The organism is Brevibacillus sp. YAE8 (assembly GCF_057543335.1).
In genome coordinates this window covers 179,648-198,502 of the sequence record NZ_BAAIYG010000001.1, presented here as the reverse complement: position 1 = coordinate 198,502, position 18,855 = coordinate 179,648, and the positions used below count along the sequence as shown (strand labels likewise).

The window sequence follows — 18,855 nt, the reverse complement described above, 5'->3', positions numbered from 1 at the left end:
CCGCCGGGCGTGCGGGTGACCGCCTTGTAGCGCATGTCTTGCCTATTGCATCCGATCCATAAACTGGGCGTGCTCACACAAAAGCGCGTCCAGTCCCAAGCTAACCAATAAAGGGAGGATACAGTCATGATTAAAATCGCCTTGCTATTTCCAGGTCAGGGAAGCCAGTACAATTTGATGGGGAAAGCGCTGCTGGAAAGCTCTCCCGAGGCCCGGGACATTTTTCAGCGGACGAACGAAATTCTCGGCTACGATTTGCTCGCGATCATCAACGGGGGCAACCTGGAGCAATTGACGCGGACAGAGCACGCACAGCCTGCGATTTTTGCCTACAGCTATGCCATTTTCCAATCAATCTGGAAGGAAAAGAAATTTTTCCCTTCGTTCATGGCCGGACATAGCCTGGGCGAGTTTACGGCGTTAACATGCGCCGACGTTTTCCGCTATGAGGACGCGCTGCGGCTGGTCATGGAAAGGGCGACGATCATGCAGCAAGCGACCGCAGACGGCTTTGGCGGGATGGCTGCCATCAACGGCTTGCATCCGCTTTTGGTCGAAGAGGAATGCGCGCGCGTCTCGAACGGCGAGGATCAAATTGTCGTGGCTAATTACAACTCATCCAATCAGGTCGTCATTTCCGGCGCCAAGTCGTTGATTAAAGTCGCCATGGAAAATTTGGCGAAAATCGGAGCGATTACGATTCCGCTGCAAGTCTCGGCGCCTTTTCACACCCCGTATCTGGAGTTCAGCAATCAAATGTTCCAGCGGGCCATCGCCCAGACGCCGATGTCCGCGCTCAAATGGCCGGTCATCTCCAACGTAGACGCAAAGCCGTACTACCATCCGGCAGAAATTCAAGAGCGGCTGAGTGTACAAATGATTAGCGCCGTCAGATGGAAAGAAACCATTGAGTACATGCTGCGCCAAGGCGTGAACACCTTCATCGAGCTTGGCCCGAAATCCGCCTTGACCAATTTGCTCAAGCGCGACTTTTCCCATGTGCGCGCCTATTCGTATGAAGAAAACTACGAGGAAATCACGGCGGCAATCGACGAGCAAATCGCGGAAAAGCGTCCGTCTGTCATCTCCCGTTCCCTGGCGATCGCCGTATGCACGCGAAACCAGAACTGGAATGAAGAGGAGTACCAAAAAGGCGTCATTGAGCCGTACAGAAAAATACAGGCGTTGGGCAACAAGCTGGAGGAAGAAGGCCGCGAAGAGTCGATCGAGGAAATCAGGCAGGCGATCGAAATGCTCCGCTCCGTGTTTGTGACGAAAAAAGTGCCGCTGGAAGAGCAGCGCGAGCGTTTCACGCAAATTTTCGACGAGACGAAGAAGCGCCATTTGTTCGATGAGTTCGTCCCGGTCATGTTTGCCGAAAAGGAAGCTGTCAATGAAAAGTAAGCCGCTGTTCGAGGATATCCAGCTCGACCTGGAGGAAGCGAGCGCAGGTACATGGCAGGACTTGGGGCGGGCGCAAGCTCCGAAAAAAGACGTAGCGATCATCGGAATCGCGGGGAAGCTGGCGGATGCGCGCCATGTCGGGGAGTTTTGGCGCAATCTCGCGCTCGGCAAAGACTCGATCCGGCGCATCCCGTTGGCGCGCAAGCAAGACTATGAAGCGCTGCTGTCAGCCTTTTTGCAAAAAGACGTTCGCCAAGAGCAGCGCGACTATGCGGAAAGCGGCTATTTGGACCAGGTTGATCGCTTCGATTGCGAATACTTCTCCCTCTCGCGCAAGGAAGCCAAGCTGATGGACCCGAACCAGCGGCTCGTGCTGCAAAGCTGTGTGGAGGCGATGGAAGACGCAGGGTATGGAAAAGCGCGGTTGCGCGGCAGCCAGACTGGCGTTTTTTTCGGATACAGCAGTGATTTCGGCGGGGAGTACAAGCATTTTCTCGCCGGAGAAAGCGCAGAGCTGGCAGACTTGGCGATGACGGGAAACATCAAGTCGATCATGGCAGCCAGACTGGCCTATTTGCTCGATCTGCACGGGCCGAGCATGCTGATCGACACTGCCTGCTCGTCCTCGCTGGTTGCCGTGCATCTCGCGTGCCAGTCGATTCGCCGCGGAGAGTGCGAGATGGCGTTTGCCGGAGGGGTAAAAATCCAGTTTCAACCGTTTGAAAAGGCCCATACCGGAATCGGCATCGTGTCGCCAACCTTCCGGGCGCGGACGTTTGACAGCGCGGCGGACGGCACGAGCCTGGGCGAAGGTGTCGGGGTCGTCCTGCTGAAAGACGCGGCAGCGGCGATTCGCGACGGCGACCACATTTACGCCGTAATCAAAGGCAGCGCCGTCAACCAGGACGGGCAATCCATCGGCATCACCGCGCCGAACGCCAAAGCCCAGGAGGAACTGATTGTCCGGGCGTGGCAGGACGCCGGCATTCATCCGGAAACCGTCTCGCTGATCGAAGCCCACGGTACGGCAACCCGCCTGGGCGATCCGGTCGAGATCGAAGGAATTAGAAGGGCGTTTGACCGCTACACCACCAAAAAGCAGTTTTGCGCAATCGGCTCGGTCAAAACCAACATCGGCCATCTCGACCATGCTGCCGGAATATCCGGCCTGCTCAAATGCGTGCTCGCCTTGCAGCACGAGATCGTGCCGCCAACGCTGCACTTCCATAGCCCGAACAAGGAAATCGACTTTGTCGACTCGCCTGTCTATGTGAACGATGCGGCCCGCCCGTGGGCGACAGGTGCGCACCCCAGACGATGCGGCATCAACTCTTTCGGGCTGAGCGGCACGAACTGCCACCTCATCCTGGAGCAATACGAACAGGCCCAGGAGACTTCCGGCCAAAAACGCGACGAAGAACAGTGGCACCTGCTTGCGCTGTCAGCGAAAACCCCCGCTGTGCTCGAACAGTTGGTCAGCGCGTACTATCAGGCCGTCAACGAGGCCGGACAGCTCGATCTGAATAGCTTGTGCTACACAGCGAATGTCGGGCGGGATCACTATGCCCACCGGCTCGCCATCGTGTTTTCCGACCGGGCCGATTTGCTGGCAAAGCTTTACGCTGTTCGCAAGTCGGGAGTCGAGAAGCTTGCTGTGGAGCAGGTGTTTTACGCAGGGACTTCCGACGATGAAGCAAGCCATGTCCATCAAACGGGGGACGCGCGCTTGGCGGAGCGGATTCGTTTGGCCCGCCAGTATGCGCACGGCGAGGCAGTTGCCTGGAAGGAGCTGTACGCCGATCAGCGTCCTCCTCTGGTCAGCTTGCCTACGTATCCGTTCCAGGACATTCGCTGCTGGATCGAGCCGAAAGACGCGGTAAAAAAGGTCGCCCCGCTCGTCGACAAACACCTCGTCGGCAGCAACGGCATCGACATCTACGAGACGAGATTTGCCGTCGAGACGCATTGGCTGCTGGCGGAGCACAAAATCGCCGGGCGCTCTGTGCTGCCTGGCACCGCCTATCTGGAAATGATGAGCGAGATCGTGAGCAAAAACGCGCCTCAAGAGAACGGGCTTGTGCTGGAAAACGTCATGTTTTTGCAGCCGCTTGAGGTCAAGGAAGCAGAGCCAAAGAGCGTCCACATTGTGCTGCAAAAACAAAAGTCGTCGCTCGATGTCATGGTGACTTCGCAAGCTGAACATGCGGACGATTGGGTCGTTCACTGCCGCGCCAAAGTGCTGCTTCAGCCGGGCCAGCCGCAGCAAAAGCAACTGTCTCTTCCGCAACTGCTCGCTGGAGCAAACAGGCATTCGGTAAGCGGCTACAAGCCTGATGCCGATGCCCCTGTGCAAACAGGCCCGCATTGGGAGTGCATGCAGGAGATTTACGTGGAGCAGGACAAAATCGTCGCCTTTTTTGAATGGCCTGCCGCCTTTGCGTCCGAGCTGCACGCGTATGTGCTGCATCCTTCGCTATTGGATTGCGCCGTCAATATTCCGATCAGCCAAATTCGCGACGGGCTGTTTTTGCCTTTTGCCTATAAAAAGCTCGTCGTTTCCGGGGCGATGCCTGGCAAATTTTACAGCGTGCTGCACAAAAAAGACAACGGAACGGCAGACAGGCAGGAAGCGATCTCCTTTGACATTTTGCTCGTTACCGAGAGCGGGGACGTCTTCGCCGAGATACAAGATTACACGCTGAAAAGGGTGCCGCTGGAAGCCGGGCCATCCGCCGCCTTTTCTCCTGAAGGGCTGTTCCACCGCATCGTCTGGGAAGCCAGACCTTTGCGCGCAGAAAACAGGCAGCAGGACACACCGCCGCCGCTTACGCTTGTTTTGGGCGGCCACGAGCCTGTCTCGCAGCAACTGATTGCGGAGTTGAAAAAGACCGGGATGCCCACGATTGTCGCCACGCCTGGCAAACAGTTTGCCAAGCTCGCTCGCGACCAGTACGAGCTTGGGGTCGATCCGCAAGCGTTTGACGCGCTATGGAAGGACATCGAAAACAGGGGCGTCCAGCGCATTTTGCATGCGTTTTCCTTGGCCGACACCGCGAAAGACACGGGAGGGGACGAAGGCTTGTTCAGTCTTTTCCATCTGGCAAAAAGCCTGATCGCGCAAAACGTCCGGCACCCGGTTGAGCTTGTCCTGCTCGGCAAGCTGGCGTTTCCGGTCACGCGTGCGGAGCCTGCGCTTCATCCGCTGCACAATGCTGTTTATCACCTTGGCAAAGTGGTCAGCAGCGAATGGTCCCATCTGCGCTGCCGTTGTCTCGATCTCGATGCCGATACGGCGATCGCAGACATTGTGCGGGAACTGGAACATCAGCCAGACGGCTACATCGCCGCCTACCGGAACGGGCGCAGATACGGGCAAAAACTGGTGGAGCTGGATCGCCCGCTGCCCAGCGGCCAAGCGCTCCGCTTGACGGAATCGGGTTGTTATGTCATTACGGGCGGGACAGGCGGTCTCGGCTTGACGATGGCAAAACACCTGGCGGAAACGGCGCCGATCCATCTGGTGCTCATCAGCAGATCGGGCTTTCCGGCTGAGGGCGAATGGTCAGCCATTTTGCAAAAAGGCGAGCAGCACGAACTCATACGCAGGATCGGGATGCTGCAGCAGATCACAGCAGCAGGCAGTACATACACCATCTACAGAGCGGATGTCGCGCGCAAGGAGCAGCTCGCGGCCGTGCTGGAGGAAGTGCGGGCAGCACACGGCAGCATCAACGGCTTGATTCACGCGGCGGGGGTTGCCGGAGAGCAATTTTTGTTCAACCGGGAGCTGGAACGGTTTCGCGAGGTCGTGCAAGCCAAGACGGCGGGGAGCGTAAATTTGGCGCAGTTGATTGCCGAGCCGCTGGAATTTTTCGTTTGCTTTTCATCGGTCTCCACATTGGAAGGGACGCCGGGACAAGGCGACTACGTGGCGGCGAACGCTTTTTTGGACAGCTTTGTCTACAGCCTGCCCGCGCAGCAAAACGGCATCACGCTCAACTGGGCGCCGTGGGCAGAGATCGGCATGGCCTACGATTACGGAACGTTCCAGAAAGAGCTGATTTTCCGCCCGCTGCCGACACAGGTCGCTGTCGCTGCTTTTGACGCCGCGCTTGCCCTGGGCGAGAAACAGCTCGTCATCGGCAACATCGACAAGGAAGTCACGAGAAAGCTATGCCGCAGCAACTTTTTTTACGAAGGAAACAGGCTGTTGATCGATTACGTGGACGGGGTGGCTGCACCTGCATCTTCATCTGCATCTGGAGCACGCCAGCCAGCGCAGACAGCTTCGGGCGTCCTGCACGGCGATCCGCAGCACGCTTCCTTGCCAGACATCAAAGCGTTGCTTCGCCAGTTGTGGAGCGCGCTGCTCGAATCCGATTCGATCCAGATGGACGACAATTTTACGTCGCTTGGCGGTAATTCGATCTTTGCTGTGTATTTGCTCCAGGAATTGGAGAAGTACTTCCCCGATCAGCTTGGCATTTCGGATATTTTTACTTATCCCACGATTAACAAGATGGCCGACTACTTGCATTCCCGGATGAAAAAAGAGCAGCCGACTTCATCCGGCAGCGTAAAGCAGGCGGATGAGGAGCAAAATCTCGATCAAATCTTGCAGCGCTTGGCCAATGGCGAGCTCGATGTGGAAGAGATTGATCGATTGCTGGGAGAAGAAGAATGAAAGAAACGAGAACGTACATTTATCAGCAAATAAAAGATCAAAAGTTAAGCATCGAGAAGTCCAAGGTCATTTTAAAAGAAATCAAGCAGGCAGGAGCGAAAAAGCACAAGGACATCGCGATTATCGGGATGTCCGGCCGCTTTCCTGGCGCGGGCAACCTCGATGAATACTGGAAAAATTTGCTTGCCGAAGTCGATTGCATCACGGAGTTTCCCGAGAGCAGGCGCGCTGGCGTCGCCGGGTTTGTCCGCAAGCTGCAGCAGCAAGCCCCGATGGACGTCGCCTATGAAAAAGGCGGCTATTTGGAGCGGATTGACGATTTTGACGCGGAGTATTTCAAAATCTCCAACAAGGAAGCCGTCATGATGGACCCGATGCAGCGCCTGCTTTTGGCTACGGTGATGGAAACGGTGGAAGATGCCGGATACGGAGGCAACCGGATCGTCTCGTCGAAAACGGGCGTTTTCATCGGCAGAGATCACACTGTCGGGAACATGTACACGCATCTGCTGGATCAAACGGACGAGCTGGCGCTGACCGGCTCGTACACAGGCATTTTGGCGAGCAGAGTCTCCTATTTTCTCGATCTGAAAGGGCCGAGCGTAGTTGTGGATTCTGCCTGCTCGTCGGGGCTGCTCGCGATCCACAACGCTTGCCAGGCGATCCGCAACAACGAGTGCGACATGGCGATCGCCGGCGGGGTGTGCCTGATTTTTTTCCCGGTGAAAAATCCTGCCTTTGGGCTGGTGGAATCCAAGCTGCACCTGGTCAAGCCTTTTGACAAGCACGCGGATGGAACGCTGTGGGGCGAAGGGATCGGGGCGTTGCTACTGAAGCCTTTGGAGAAAGCGATTCAGGATCGCGATCACATTCATGCCGTTATCAAAGGAAGCGCGGCCAATAACGACGGGAAATCGAACGGGCTCACCGCGCCGAACGCCATCGCCCAGGAAGAGGTGTTCACCAAAGCCTGGATGAATGCCGAGATTGCACCCGAGACGATCGGTTTCATTGAGGCGCACGGGACAGGAACGGTTTTGGGCGACCCGATTGAAGTCCAGTCGCTTGGTCATGCCTTTAAAAAATATACGTCACGAAAACAGTTTTGCGGGATCGGCTCCGTGAAATCCAATATCGGCCATCTCGCAGCCGCGTCCGGAATCGCCTCTGTCTTCAAGGTCATTTTGTCGCTCAAGCATAAAAAACTCGTCAGCACGCTCCATTTTGACGATCCGAATCCGTTTATCGACTTTGCGGGTTCGCCGCTCTATATGGTCGACAGGGTACAGGATTGGCCGCGGGATCGGGAGGGTCCCCCGCGACGGGCGGGCGTCAGTTCTTTTGGCTTTAGCGGTACCAATTGCCACCTCGTCCTGGAGGAAGCGCCAGAGGAACAGCCCGGGGCGGTTACGGCGTATCCCTTCCATGTTTTTACAGCTTCGGCGAAAGATCAAGAGACGCTGCGCGAACTGGTCGCGCGCTATCGCGATTTTGTCAACCATCAGGAGCGTGTGTCGCTGGAAGCGCTTTGCTTTACTTCGACGATGGGACGCGGGCATTATTCGTGCCGTCTTGCCCTTGTGGTGCACAGCATGCACGAGTTGAAAGAAAAGCTGAACCGGGTCATTGCGGAGGGGCTGCCATGCGGGCAGGAGCAAGACGGAATGTTTTGCCACGCCTTCAAAGTCGTTCCCGAGAGCAAGCGGGATAAAGCGGCCGGGGAGATTACCGAGTCCGGCTTGCAGCACTTGCTGGAAAAAGCGCAAGAACTGCTCAAGCGCGTCTCCGTCGACGATTATTACGGAATCGCTGAGGTTTGCAAGCTGTACGTCCAGGGGGCCGAAGTAGACTGGCGGCACTTGTACAGAACAGGGGAATACCGTCGTCTGCCGTTGCCTGTTTATCCGTTTCAAAAGACTTCGTTTTGGCCGCAATGGGATGGCGGACAGGCGGCGTTGCAGCAGGAAGTCATTCCGGGACGAAAAGCGTTTGAGTCGTACCGGCAGAGCGTCTATGAGCTTCCTTTGCGCGTGGAGAGGCAGTGGATGTTGCAGGAGCATCTGATGATGGGGTTTCCGCTCGTCCCGGCCGCCGCGCTGATGGAATGGGCGCGAAAAGCCGGAAGCCAGCACTATGGAAACGCCGCATTTGCCTTGCGCGATTTTCGCTTTATCAGTCCGCTGGCCGTCCCCGAGGGGGAAGAGCGGAGTGTCCATACGATCGTGGACAGCGAGGAGGACCGACTCCAACTGCGCATTGCCAGCCGCAATCCCGCTCGCGACGGTGCCAAGGGGCAGGAGTGGCAACTGCATGTCGAAGGAAAAATCGTTCCGGTCGCGACTGCTGAGGCGGCGTGGCTGGACATTCAGCGCATCAAAGCGGACGGTCGCTGGGAGCAGGTGGAAGCGAATTTTGCCACGATTCGCGGGCGGACGAGATTCGGTCCGCGCTGGCACAACATTCGGGCTTTGGCGAAAAGCGAAGATCGCGTGCTGGTCCACGTGCAGTTGCCAGAAGCCTACCGGAATGATTTTGCCTGGTACGACTTTCATCCGGCCTTGCTCGACACAGGGGTGAATGCCGTGACGATGTTTGTTCTATCAGACCTGTACCTGCCTTTTTCCTTCAAGCGGATGAGCTTTTACAGCAACATGCCTGCTTCTTTTTACAGCTATTTGCGGCAAAGAGAAGCGCGCGGCGACAGCCGGGAGACGGTTTCCTACGATATCAGCCTGATCGACGAGCAAGGGAACGTGTTTGCCGAAGTCGAGAACTACATGTTGAAGCGCGTCTCTCTGGCGATGGTCGCGCACGATTTGTTTTACCAGATTCGCTGGATAAAAGCTCCGTTGGAACAGCGTGGAGAGGTCGGCGCAGGCAGTGTGCTGTTGTTTGGCGGAAGCGACAGCGGAAGTGGAAGCGAGAGTGGAAGCGGAACGCTGCGGGAGCTGATTCAACAATGGGAAGCGCGCGGCGTCGAGCTGATTCAGGTCGCTTACGGTGACGGCTACCGCAAAGAACGGGAAACGAAGTACGTGGTAGGACACGCGGAAGCGGATTATGAACAGCTTTTCGCCGACTTGCAAGGGCGAGGCATCAGCCGGATTGTCCATGCGTATGCGCTGGATGAACAGCGTGCCGCTCCCAGCCCCTCCCGCTTGCAAGCAACGCAAGCCCGCACCGTCCGCAGCCTGTTTTCGCTGGTGAAATCGCTGGTGCAAGCCAAGTACAGACAGGAGATCGAGCTGGTCATACTGGGCCGGAATGGCTGGGAAGTGACAGGCAGCGAACCAGAGCTGGAGCCGTGCTACACGGCGTTGTTCCAGTTAGGAAAAGGAATCAACGCAGAGTATCCCCATCTGAAATGCCGAAGTATTGATCTCGACGAAGCGACGGACGGCGGCAGCCTTTTCGCGGAAATCTACGGTGCAACCGCCGCCTACCAGGTCGCCTACCGCGGTCAGGAGCGGTACGTTCAGGAATTTGCCCGCTGTCCGGCAGAAGAGTCTGTACAGCCGCTGGAGTTGCAAGAGGACGGGCTGTATCTCATTACCGGAGGCACGGGCGGAATCGGGCTGGAAATCGCCAAACATCTGGCCACCCGCAAAAAAATTCGCCTTGGCTTGCTTAGCCGCAGCATCCTTCCACCGCGTGAAGACTGGGCGGCAATCAAACAGCGCGAACAAGAAGCAGACAGCAAAACGCGCCGCATCATCGACAGTGTGGAAGAAATCGAACGGTCGGGCAGCAGCGTCACCGTCTGCGCGTGCGATATCACCGACGAGCAACAGTTGGCGGCTACGTTGCAGCAGCTTCGCCAGGCGTGCGGCCCGATCAAAGGGGTCATTCACGCGGCAGGCGTGGCGGGCAGCGGATTCTTATTCACCAAAACATGGGCAGAGTTCGCGCAGGTAACCAAGCCAAAAATCGAAGGCAGCTACTTGCTGTACAGCTTGCTGGAGGAACACCCCGACTTTTTCGCGCTGTTTTCCTCGGTGGCAACGGTCGAGGGCAGTCCGGGGCAGGGCGATTACGTGGCGGCGAACGGCTACCTCGACGGCTTTGCTTCTTACTTGCGCCAGCAAGGGATTCGCGCTACGACGATCAACTGGGCTGCCTGGGAAGAAACCGGGATGGCAGCCGACTACGGCGTGACAACCAGCAACGCTCTGTTCAAGCCGTTGAAAACGAATAAAGCAACCGCTGCCTTGGAGCAGGCGCTGGCGATGGATCGCAAGCAAGTGGTGATCGCTGCTCTCAACACAGAATGGTTGCAAAGCAAAGGCGAAGACCTTTTTATGAAGGTAGAGAGCGGACTGGCAGACAAAAACAAGAGCTACTCGAAAGCCCCGTCTGCTGCTGCCAGTGCGCAGCGTGCGTTTGCGCTTACGGGCCGGAAAGCAGAAACGTATGACGACATCGAGCAAACGATTGCCCGCATTTGGGCGGATACGCTGCACTTGTCGACCGTCAACGTCTACGACAGCTTTCTCGCTCTCGGAGGCGATTCGCTGATCGCGACCCAACTGCTGAAAAAGCTGGAAAGCGAGTTTCCGGGCGCACTCGACTTGCCCGATCTGTTCACGTATTCGTCTGTGGCGGAACTGGCTGACTACATCAGACAGGGCCGAAGCCACGCGCCGAACAGGCAAGAGGAAGCGGAAAAACAGGACTCCTTCGATTCGTTTGACCAACAGCTACAATCCATTTTGGACAACCTTTCTTCCGGGGAGCAGTCGGTAGAAGAGATGGTGGACCTTTTGTCGCAGCGGAGGAATCGAACAGATGAATAACATCGACCAAATCAATGCGCTCATCCTGGAAAGCGTAAAAGAGAATCGCCTGGACAAAGAGCTTGCCCGCAAGCTGCTGCATCAAGTGAATGCAGCAGAGCCGAAGCCGGAAAAAAACGCCGTTGCGGATATCGCGATCATCGGGATGGCTTGCCGGCTTCCTTTTGCAGACAATCTCGAGCAATACTGGGCGAATTTGCAAAACGGCAGAAACGGCATCACCGACTTCCCGCTCAAGCGGCGCATGGATACCGATCCATTGCTGCGAAAGCTTTGGGGAGAGCCGCAGTATGCCAAAGGCAGCTATCTGGACGAGGTAGACCGCTTCGACGCCGACTATTTCCGCATCTCGCCCAAGGAAGCCGCGTTCATGGACCCGCACCAGCGTTTGCTCCTGGAAGTCACGGCAGAAGCGATGGAACACGCGGGATACATGGGCGAAAAAATCGAGGGTACCGACACAGGCGTCTTCATCGGCAGAGACCACCATTCTTCCGGCCTTTACCAGCAATTTATTGACGCTTCCAACGAACTCGCCATGACTGGCAATCTGCCCAGCTTCCTCTCGGGCCGAATTGCCTTTTTCTTTAACCTGACCGGGCCGAATATGGTGATCGACACCGCGTGCTCATCCGGCTTGGTGGCGGTGCATCACGCATGCGAGTCGCTCAGGAAACGAGAATGCCGCTTGGCGATCGCCGGAGGCATCAGCCTGAACCTGCTGCCGATGGCCAATTCGTCGTTCAAAATCGTGGAAAACAACGACGGCATCGTCAGGCCGTTCGACAGCCAGGCCAACGGTACGACCTGGGGAGAAGGGCTGTCGGTCGTGCTGCTGAAGCCGTTGCAGGATGCGCTTCGGGACAAAGACCGGATTTACGCCGTCATCAAAGCGAGTGGCGTGAACAGCGACGGAGCTTCCAACTACATCACCGCGCCCAACCCGCAAGCCCAGGAGCAGCTTTTGACAGACGTGTGGACAAAGGCAGGGATTCACCCGGAAACGATTTCTTACATCGAAACGCACGGGACCGGAACCGTCATTGGCGATCCCATCGAAGTAAAGGCGATGAAGCAAGCTTTTCAGCCCTACACGCGCAAAAAACAGTTTTGCGGGATCGGCTCCGTCAAATCGAACATCGGCCATCTCGTAGGAGCTTCGGGGATGGCATCGCTGCTGAAAGTCGTCTTGTCGCTGAAGCATAAACAACTGGTTCCCACGATCAATTTTGCCGAGCCGAATCCGTACATTCCTTTTTCCGATTCGCCGTTTTACGTGGTCGATCGGCCATTGGCCTGGGAGACAGGCGGCGGGTCGCGCCGGGCGGGCATCAGCTCGTTTGGCTTTAGCGGCATGAACTGCCATGTGCTGCTCGAGGAATGGAGCGAGCAGGAGACGGCGAAGAGCGAGCATGAGGCGCCGCACCTGTTTACGGTATCTGCCAAAAGCCGCGCGAATTTGGTGGATTTGCTGCAGCGATACTGCCAGTTTTTGCAGGCGAATCAGCAGGCGAGCTTCCGCGATCTCGTCTATACGGCACAAGTTGGACGGGGGCATTTTTCCCATCGCTTGGCGATTATCGCCCGGAGCACGAGTGAGCTGTTGCAAAAAATCGCTGCGATTCTGCCGCTTGATTGGGACCAGTTGCCTGCGACGCTTGGCTATTACGGGCAGTCTGCCAGCGGCTGGAAAGCGAAAAATCATCTGCTGCATCCAGACCAAGCGGACAAAGACAGTCGGGCGCTTCATGAAAAAGCCAACCAACTGCTTTTAGCCTGGGCCGAAACAGGTTCGGTAGCCAGTGCCGACTCTCTCCGTGAATTGGCGACATGGTATGTACAGGGAGCGCGTTTGCAATGGAAAAAGCTATACGAAGGACAGGCCGTGCAAACGGTCGAGCTGCCCGTCTACCCGTTCAGCAGAGTGAGGCATTGGCCGACGCCGACGGAGGAAAGAGCAGCAGACAAGGCGGCAAACGGGCAGCAGTTGCCGGGAGAGTGCGTCCTGTCTACTTCCGGCATGCGCGTGTACGCAGCCAAGGTAGCCGTGCGCGAGCTGTGGATGCTGCAAGAACACCGCATCTTCGGCAACGGTGTCTTGCCGGGAGCCGCCTATTTGGAGATAGCCAGATCAGCGAGCGAAGCCTTTTTCGCGCAAACAGGCGTCGTCATCCAAAACGTCACGTTGTCCCACATGCTGTCTTGTGCCCCGGACGAAACGAGAATCGTCCATACGATCATTCAGGAAGAACGCGGACACGTCCGCTTTACGATTGCCAGCCGAAACGAAAGCGACTCGGAAGAAAGCTGGATCACCCATGCAAACGGGGAGGTTCGCCCGCTTGCGCCGCGCACAAGCAAGACGCTGCCGCTAGCGCCGCTCATCCGCGAGATGGCGGAACAGGACGCGGGCAAGTTTGCGCCGCTCTACTCAGGCTTGATTGAATACGGCCCGAGATGGAAAGGCATCAACCGATTTTATGAAAACGACCGGGCTGCCCTGCTGCATATCCAACTGGCCGATGAGCGGGAACAGGGCACGTATTCGCTCCATCCGGCGTCGCTCGATACGGCATTGAGCTTCTGGCATTTGCTGAAACAGTCGGCAGAGCAGCACGAAGCTTATTACTTCCCGTTTTATTACCAGACGCTCCATCTGTACAACGACATGCCTGCCTCCTTTTACAGCTATGTGCGGAAAAGGGAAGCGCGCGGCGACAGCCGGGAGACGGTTTCCTACGATATCAGCCTGATCGACGAGCAAGGGAACGTGTTTGCCGAAGTCGAGAACTACACGTTGAAGCGCGTCTCTCTGGCGATGGTCGCGCACGATTTGTTTTACCAGATTCGCTGGGTAAAAGCTCCGTTGGAACAGCGTGGAGAGGTCGACGCAGGCAGCGTGCTGTTGTTTGGCGGCAGCGACAGCGGAAGTGGAAGCGGAACGGTGCGGGAGCTGATTCAGCAATGGGAAGCGCGCGGCGTCGAGCTGATTCAGGTCGCTTACGGTGACGGCTATCGAAAAGAGCGGGAAACGAAGTACGTAGTCGGACACGCGGAAGCGGATTATGAACAGCTTTTCGCCGACCTGCAAGGGCGAGGTATCAGCCGGATTGTCCATGCGTATGCGCTGGATGAACAGCATGCCGCCCCCAGCCTCGGCCGCTTGCAAGCAACGCAAGCCCGCACCGTCCGTAGCCTGTTTTCGCTGGTGAAATCGCTGGTACAAGCCAAGTACAGGCAGGAGATCGAGCTGGTCATACTGGGCCGGAATGGCTGGGAAGTGACAGGCAGCGAACCAGAGCTGGAGCCGTGCTACACGGCGTTGTTCCAGTTAGGAAAAGGAATCAACGCGGAGTATCCCCATCTGAAATGCCGAAGTATTGATCTCGACGAAGCGACGGACGGCGGCAGCCTTTTCGCGGAAATCTACGGTGCAACCGACGCGTATCAGGTCGCCTACCGCGGTCAGGAGCGGTATGTCGAAGAATTTGCCCGCTGCCCGGTAGAAGAGTCTGAGTCTGTACAGCCGCTGGAGCTGCAAGAGGACGGGCTGTATCTGATTACCGGAGGCACGGGCGGAATCGGGCTGGAAATCGCCAAACATCTGGCCTCCCGCAAAAAAGTTCGCCTTGGCCTGCTAAGCCGCAGCACACTTCCGCCGCGTGAAGACTGGGCGGCAATCAAACGGCGCGAAACAGAAGCAGACAGCAAAACGCGCCGCATCATCGACAGTGTGGAAGAAATCGAACGGTCGGGCAGCAGCGTCACCGTCTGCGCGTGCGATATCACCGACGAGCAGCAGTTGGCGGCCACGTTGCAGCAGCTTCGCGAGGCGTGCGGCCCGATCAAAGGGGTCATTCACGCGGCAGGCGTGGCGGGCAGCGGATTCCTATTCACCAAAACATGGGCAGAGTTCGCGCAGGTGACCAAACCAAAAATCGAAGGCAGCTACTTGCTGTACAGCTTGCTGGAAGAACGCCCCGACTTTTTCGTGCTGTTTTCCTCGATCGCAACGGTCGAGGGCAGTCCGGGGCAGGGCGATTATGTGGCGGCGAACGGCTACCTCGACGGCTTTGCCTCTTACTTGCGTCAGCAAGGGATTCGCGCTACGACGATCAACTGGACCGCGTGGGCAGAAACAGGGATGGCGGCCGACTATGGCGTGACAAACGGCAACGCTCTGTTCAAGCCACTGAAAACGGCGCAGGCCGTCCAGGCATTTGCCAGTCTGCCAGACGTTCCGCGCGTAGTCGTGGCAGATGTACGCTTCGAGCAGCTCCACGCCTCGCCGGACAAGCGCTTCCCGTTGCAGCTAGTCGCTGGTCTGCGCGGAAACGTCGCGGAGCGAGCCGCAGCGGCCGCACCTGGTGAAGCTTTCCCTCTCGACGTGCCGATTGGCGGCAAACCGCACGACGAGCTGACCGCTACCGAAAAACAACTGGCGCAGGTGTGGGCAAAAACGTTTGGCCTCTCCGAGATCGACCTGCAAAAAAGCTTCTACGAAGTCGGCGGCGACTCGATTATCGCGACGCAAATGGCGAATGTGCTGAACACGCACCTGAACAAGCCGATCACGATTGCGGAAATCTTTGAATTTCCGACCATCCCCGAGCTGGCGACTTATTTGGACGCAAACGTGCTGCCTGCGCAACCCGCAAGGCAGGAAGCGACAGCCGAGCCACATGACGGGCACGATCTGTCCAAGGCGCAATACCGGATCTGGTTTTTGCAAAACTACGATCCGCAGACGACAGCCTATCATTTGCCTGTCGTCAAGCAATTGCAGCTCGCCATTGATCTGGACGTGCTGCAGCAAAGCCTGGACATGCTGACCCGGCGCCACGCCTCGTTGCGCACCGTCGTCCAAACTGTCGCTGGCGTACCGAAGCAGTTCATTTTGCCGGATTGGCAAAACGTCATCCAGTTTCGCGACTACAGCCATGAACCGTCCGGCGCAGAAATGTCGGCCCGACGACTGGAGGAGCAAAATGCGACTCCGTTTGATTTTGCGCAGCCGCTGTTCCGCATGGAGCTGCATCGTCTGGCTGCTAATGAGCATCGCCTTTACGTCAACATGCATCACATCATTTCGGACGGCTGGAGCGTCGGGCTGTTTTTCCGGGAGCTGATGGCGCTGTATGAGCGCATCCGCTCGAAGCAGCCCGTCCAGTTGCCAGCCGTGACGTTGCCCTACAGCGATTGGGTCGAGCAGGAGAAAAAGTGGCTCGCGTCGGAAGAGTTCCGGCACATGGAACGGTACTGGACAAGCGAGCTCATCAAACCGCTGCCAGTGCTGAATTTGCCGACCGATTTTGAGCGGCCGCCCTCTCTCGTCTACGACGGCAGCTACATCAAATTCACGGTGTCCAAAGAAAAAACCGAACAGTTGCGCCTGCTGGCGAGAAATCGCTCCACGACTCTTTACATGACGGTTTTGGCCGTCTATTTTCTTTTCCTGCACAAAATCAGCCAGGAGGAGGACATCATCGTCGGATTTCCGGTGTCCGGCAGGGAGCGGCAAGAGTGGGAAAATGTCATCGGCCTGTTCATGAACATGGTTTGCATCCGCCTCGATTTTCGCGGACTTTCCCGCTTTGACGAAGTGTTGGAGGCGGTCAAGCAAAAATGCGTCCGAGCCTATGCCAACGGGCGCTATCCGTTCAACACGCTCGTGGAAAAGCTGAACCCGGAGAGGGACCAGAGCCGGACGCCGCTCTTCTCCACGATTTTTCAGCTATACGACAACGTCCCGCAAGATAACGACCGGATCAGTCTCTACGACCTGAGCTGCATTTGCAAAATGGAGCAGGAGCAAATGGAAGTGCGAATGGAGTACAAAACGACGCTGTTTGCCGAGGCGACCATCCGGAAATACGCCGACTATTTTTCGTTTTTGCTCGACCAGGTGATCGACCATCCGGCGCAAATGCTTGGGCGCTATGAGCTGCTGGATGCCGAGCAAAAGGCAGAGGTGCTCGGGCAAAATCCGACGCCTGTTGCGCTGGACGCTCCCGACGAGGTACACCGCCTGTTTGCAGCGCAAGCCAAGAAACAGCCCGCACAGACCGCCGTCGTTTTCGAGGGAATGCGCTTGACCTACCAGCAACTGGATGAGCGCTCCAACAAGTTGGCCGCCTTCCTGCTGAAAACGAGCGCCGAGGAATCGCAGGAGCCGATCGGCGTCTATTTGCCGCGCGGTATCGAAATGATCGTCGCGCTTTTGGGCATTCTCAAGGCTGGACGCCCGTATGTGCCGTTGGACGTCGATTTTCCGAGCGAGCGCATCGCCTACATGATTCAGCACAGCCGGATCAAAACCGTTTTGTCGGAGCAAAGCGTCATTCCGATGCTGGAAACGATCGCTGGAACTCATCTGGAAGCGGTGGTCGATTTATCAGGCGATGTGCTCCTGGCAGAAGCGGTAGGGCATCTTCGCTATTACGGGGACGCGCATATTCGCAACCAGCCCGCCGCACCTGTGACAGCGCCGCCATCCGAGCTGATGTACATCATGTACACTTCCGGCTCGACTGGCACGCCAAAAGGCGTCATGGTGACCCAGCAAAACGCGCTGCACTACCTTTTGTGGAGTCAGCAGCAATTTCAACTGCGACCTGGGCGCAGCATGATGCTGGTCACTTCGATCAGCTTTGACATTTCTGTGTTTGAAATTTTTGGCTGCCTGACGAGTGGAGCTACCTTGCATATCATGCCGTCGGAGCGGCTGCGCGACCCTGCTTTGCTGTTTGCCTATCTGGAGGAACATCCGGTCGACGTGTGGCATTCCGTCCCGACTTTAATAAGCCAATTCATCCTTGGCCTTGCTCAGCAGGACGAACAGCGGTTGGCGTGCTTGCGCCAGTTCGAAACCGTCCTCGTTGGCGGCGAAGCGTGGGGCCCTGCCTTAGCCAGCGAGATTGCCCGCTATTTCCCTGACGCCAAGCTGTACAACTTGTACGGACCGACAGAAGCGACGATCTGGGCTACGTGTTGCGAAGTGAACAGGGAGCTTGCAGGCAAAGCGGTCGTTCCGCTCGGCCGTCCGCTCGGACATAACCAGGTCTACATTTTGGACAAAGACGGAAACTTGTGCGGCCCCGGCGTGCCCGGCGAAATTTGCATTAGCGGCCCTGGCGTCACCCCCGGCTACTTCCGTGACAAAACGAAGACCGAGCAAGTGTATCGCCTGCACCCGTTTACCGATCGGATCGTCTACCATACCGGAGACTTGGGCAAATACGGGACCGATGGACAGCTTGAATATATTTCGCGCAACGACGGCATGGTCAAAGTCAGAGGCTACCGGATCGAAACAGGGGAAATCGAACACAAACTCGCAAGCGTCCCGGGCGTCACGTCAGTTGGCGTCGTCGCGGTCAAGGAAGGCGAATCGAACAAATTGACCTGCTACTATACGTCGACCTGCGACATTGCCGCTTCGGAATTGCAGGAATCGCTGCGCAAAGCGTTGCCTGCTTACATGATCCCGGCCCGGTTTGTGCGCCTGGAGGCGATGCCTGTCACCTCCAACCAAAAACTGGATCGCAAAGCGCTGCAAGCGATGTCGCTCCCGGCTGAATCCACAGAGCAAGGCGAGCTGCAAGCCCCCGGAAGCGAAGTGGAAACGTTCCTGGTTCAGTTGTGGCGCGAGCTGCTCGGTGTGGAACAGGTCGGGACGAGGCAAAACTTTTTCGATCTCGGCGGAAACTCGCACCTGATCGTCCGCATGCAAGCCCGAATCGAAGAGAAATACCCGCAAAAAATCAAAGTGATGGATTTGTTCGAATGCAAAACGATCAGTGCCATGGCCCAGCATATCGAGAGAAGCCAGCCAAACCGAGGACGGTCGGGCGCGAAAGCGGAAGGGCAGCCAAACGACAATGAAATCGGCGACATTTTGCAGCTATTGGACGAATTTAGCGAGGGAGAGGCGTCGGTGGAAGACATCCTGAAAAAATTAGGAGAGTAACGCTT

The 18,855-nt window shown here is 57.0% G+C and carries 4 protein-coding genes; all 4 read left to right on the top strand.

Features of this window, described 5'->3' with window-relative positions; all coding sequences use genetic code 11:
• Positions 1-126: 126 nt before the first annotated feature.
• Genes fabD through AC27IT_RS00595 form a run of 4 tightly spaced genes read left to right on the top strand, consistent with a single transcriptional unit; the run spans position 127 to position 18,850 of the window.
• On the top strand, positions 127-1,404 hold the full coding sequence (gene fabD / locus AC27IT_RS00610; protein WP_487091453.1) for an ACP S-malonyltransferase: 1,278 nt from the start codon (positions 127-129) through the stop codon (positions 1,402-1,404).
• Positions 1,394-6,088, top strand: a complete 4,695-nt coding sequence (locus AC27IT_RS00605; RefSeq protein WP_487091451.1) for a type I polyketide synthase — start codon at positions 1,394-1,396, stop codon at positions 6,086-6,088. The genes fabD and AC27IT_RS00605 overlap by 11 nt, the downstream gene beginning before the upstream one ends.
• A complete protein-coding gene (locus AC27IT_RS00600) occupies positions 6,085-10,881 on the top strand; it encodes an SDR family NAD(P)-dependent oxidoreductase (protein WP_487091449.1) in 4,797 nt (1,598 codons plus the stop codon). The genes AC27IT_RS00605 and AC27IT_RS00600 overlap by 4 nt, the downstream gene beginning before the upstream one ends.
• Positions 10,874-18,850, top strand: coding sequence for an amino acid adenylation domain-containing protein (locus AC27IT_RS00595; RefSeq protein WP_487091447.1), 7,977 nt, complete (start codon positions 10,874-10,876; stop codon positions 18,848-18,850). Before AC27IT_RS00600 ends, AC27IT_RS00595 begins: the two co-directional genes overlap by 8 nt.
• Positions 18,851-18,855: the final 5 nt, after the last annotated feature.

Bases quoted from the DNA above. Each gene is read 5' to 3' on its own strand.
- fabD (WP_487091453.1), top strand. From the start codon at position 127: ATGATTAAAATCGCCTTGCTATTTCCAGGTCAGGGAAGCCAGTACAAT.
- AC27IT_RS00605 (WP_487091451.1), top strand. From the start codon at position 1,394: ATGAAAAGTAAGCCGCTGTTCGAGGATATCCAGCTCGACCTGGAGGAA.
- AC27IT_RS00595 (WP_487091447.1), top strand. From the start codon at position 10,874: ATGAATAACATCGACCAAATCAATGCGCTCATCCTGGAAAGCGTAAAA.
- AC27IT_RS00600 (WP_487091449.1), top strand. From the start codon at position 6,085: ATGAAAGAAACGAGAACGTACATTTATCAGCAAATAAAAGATCAAAAG.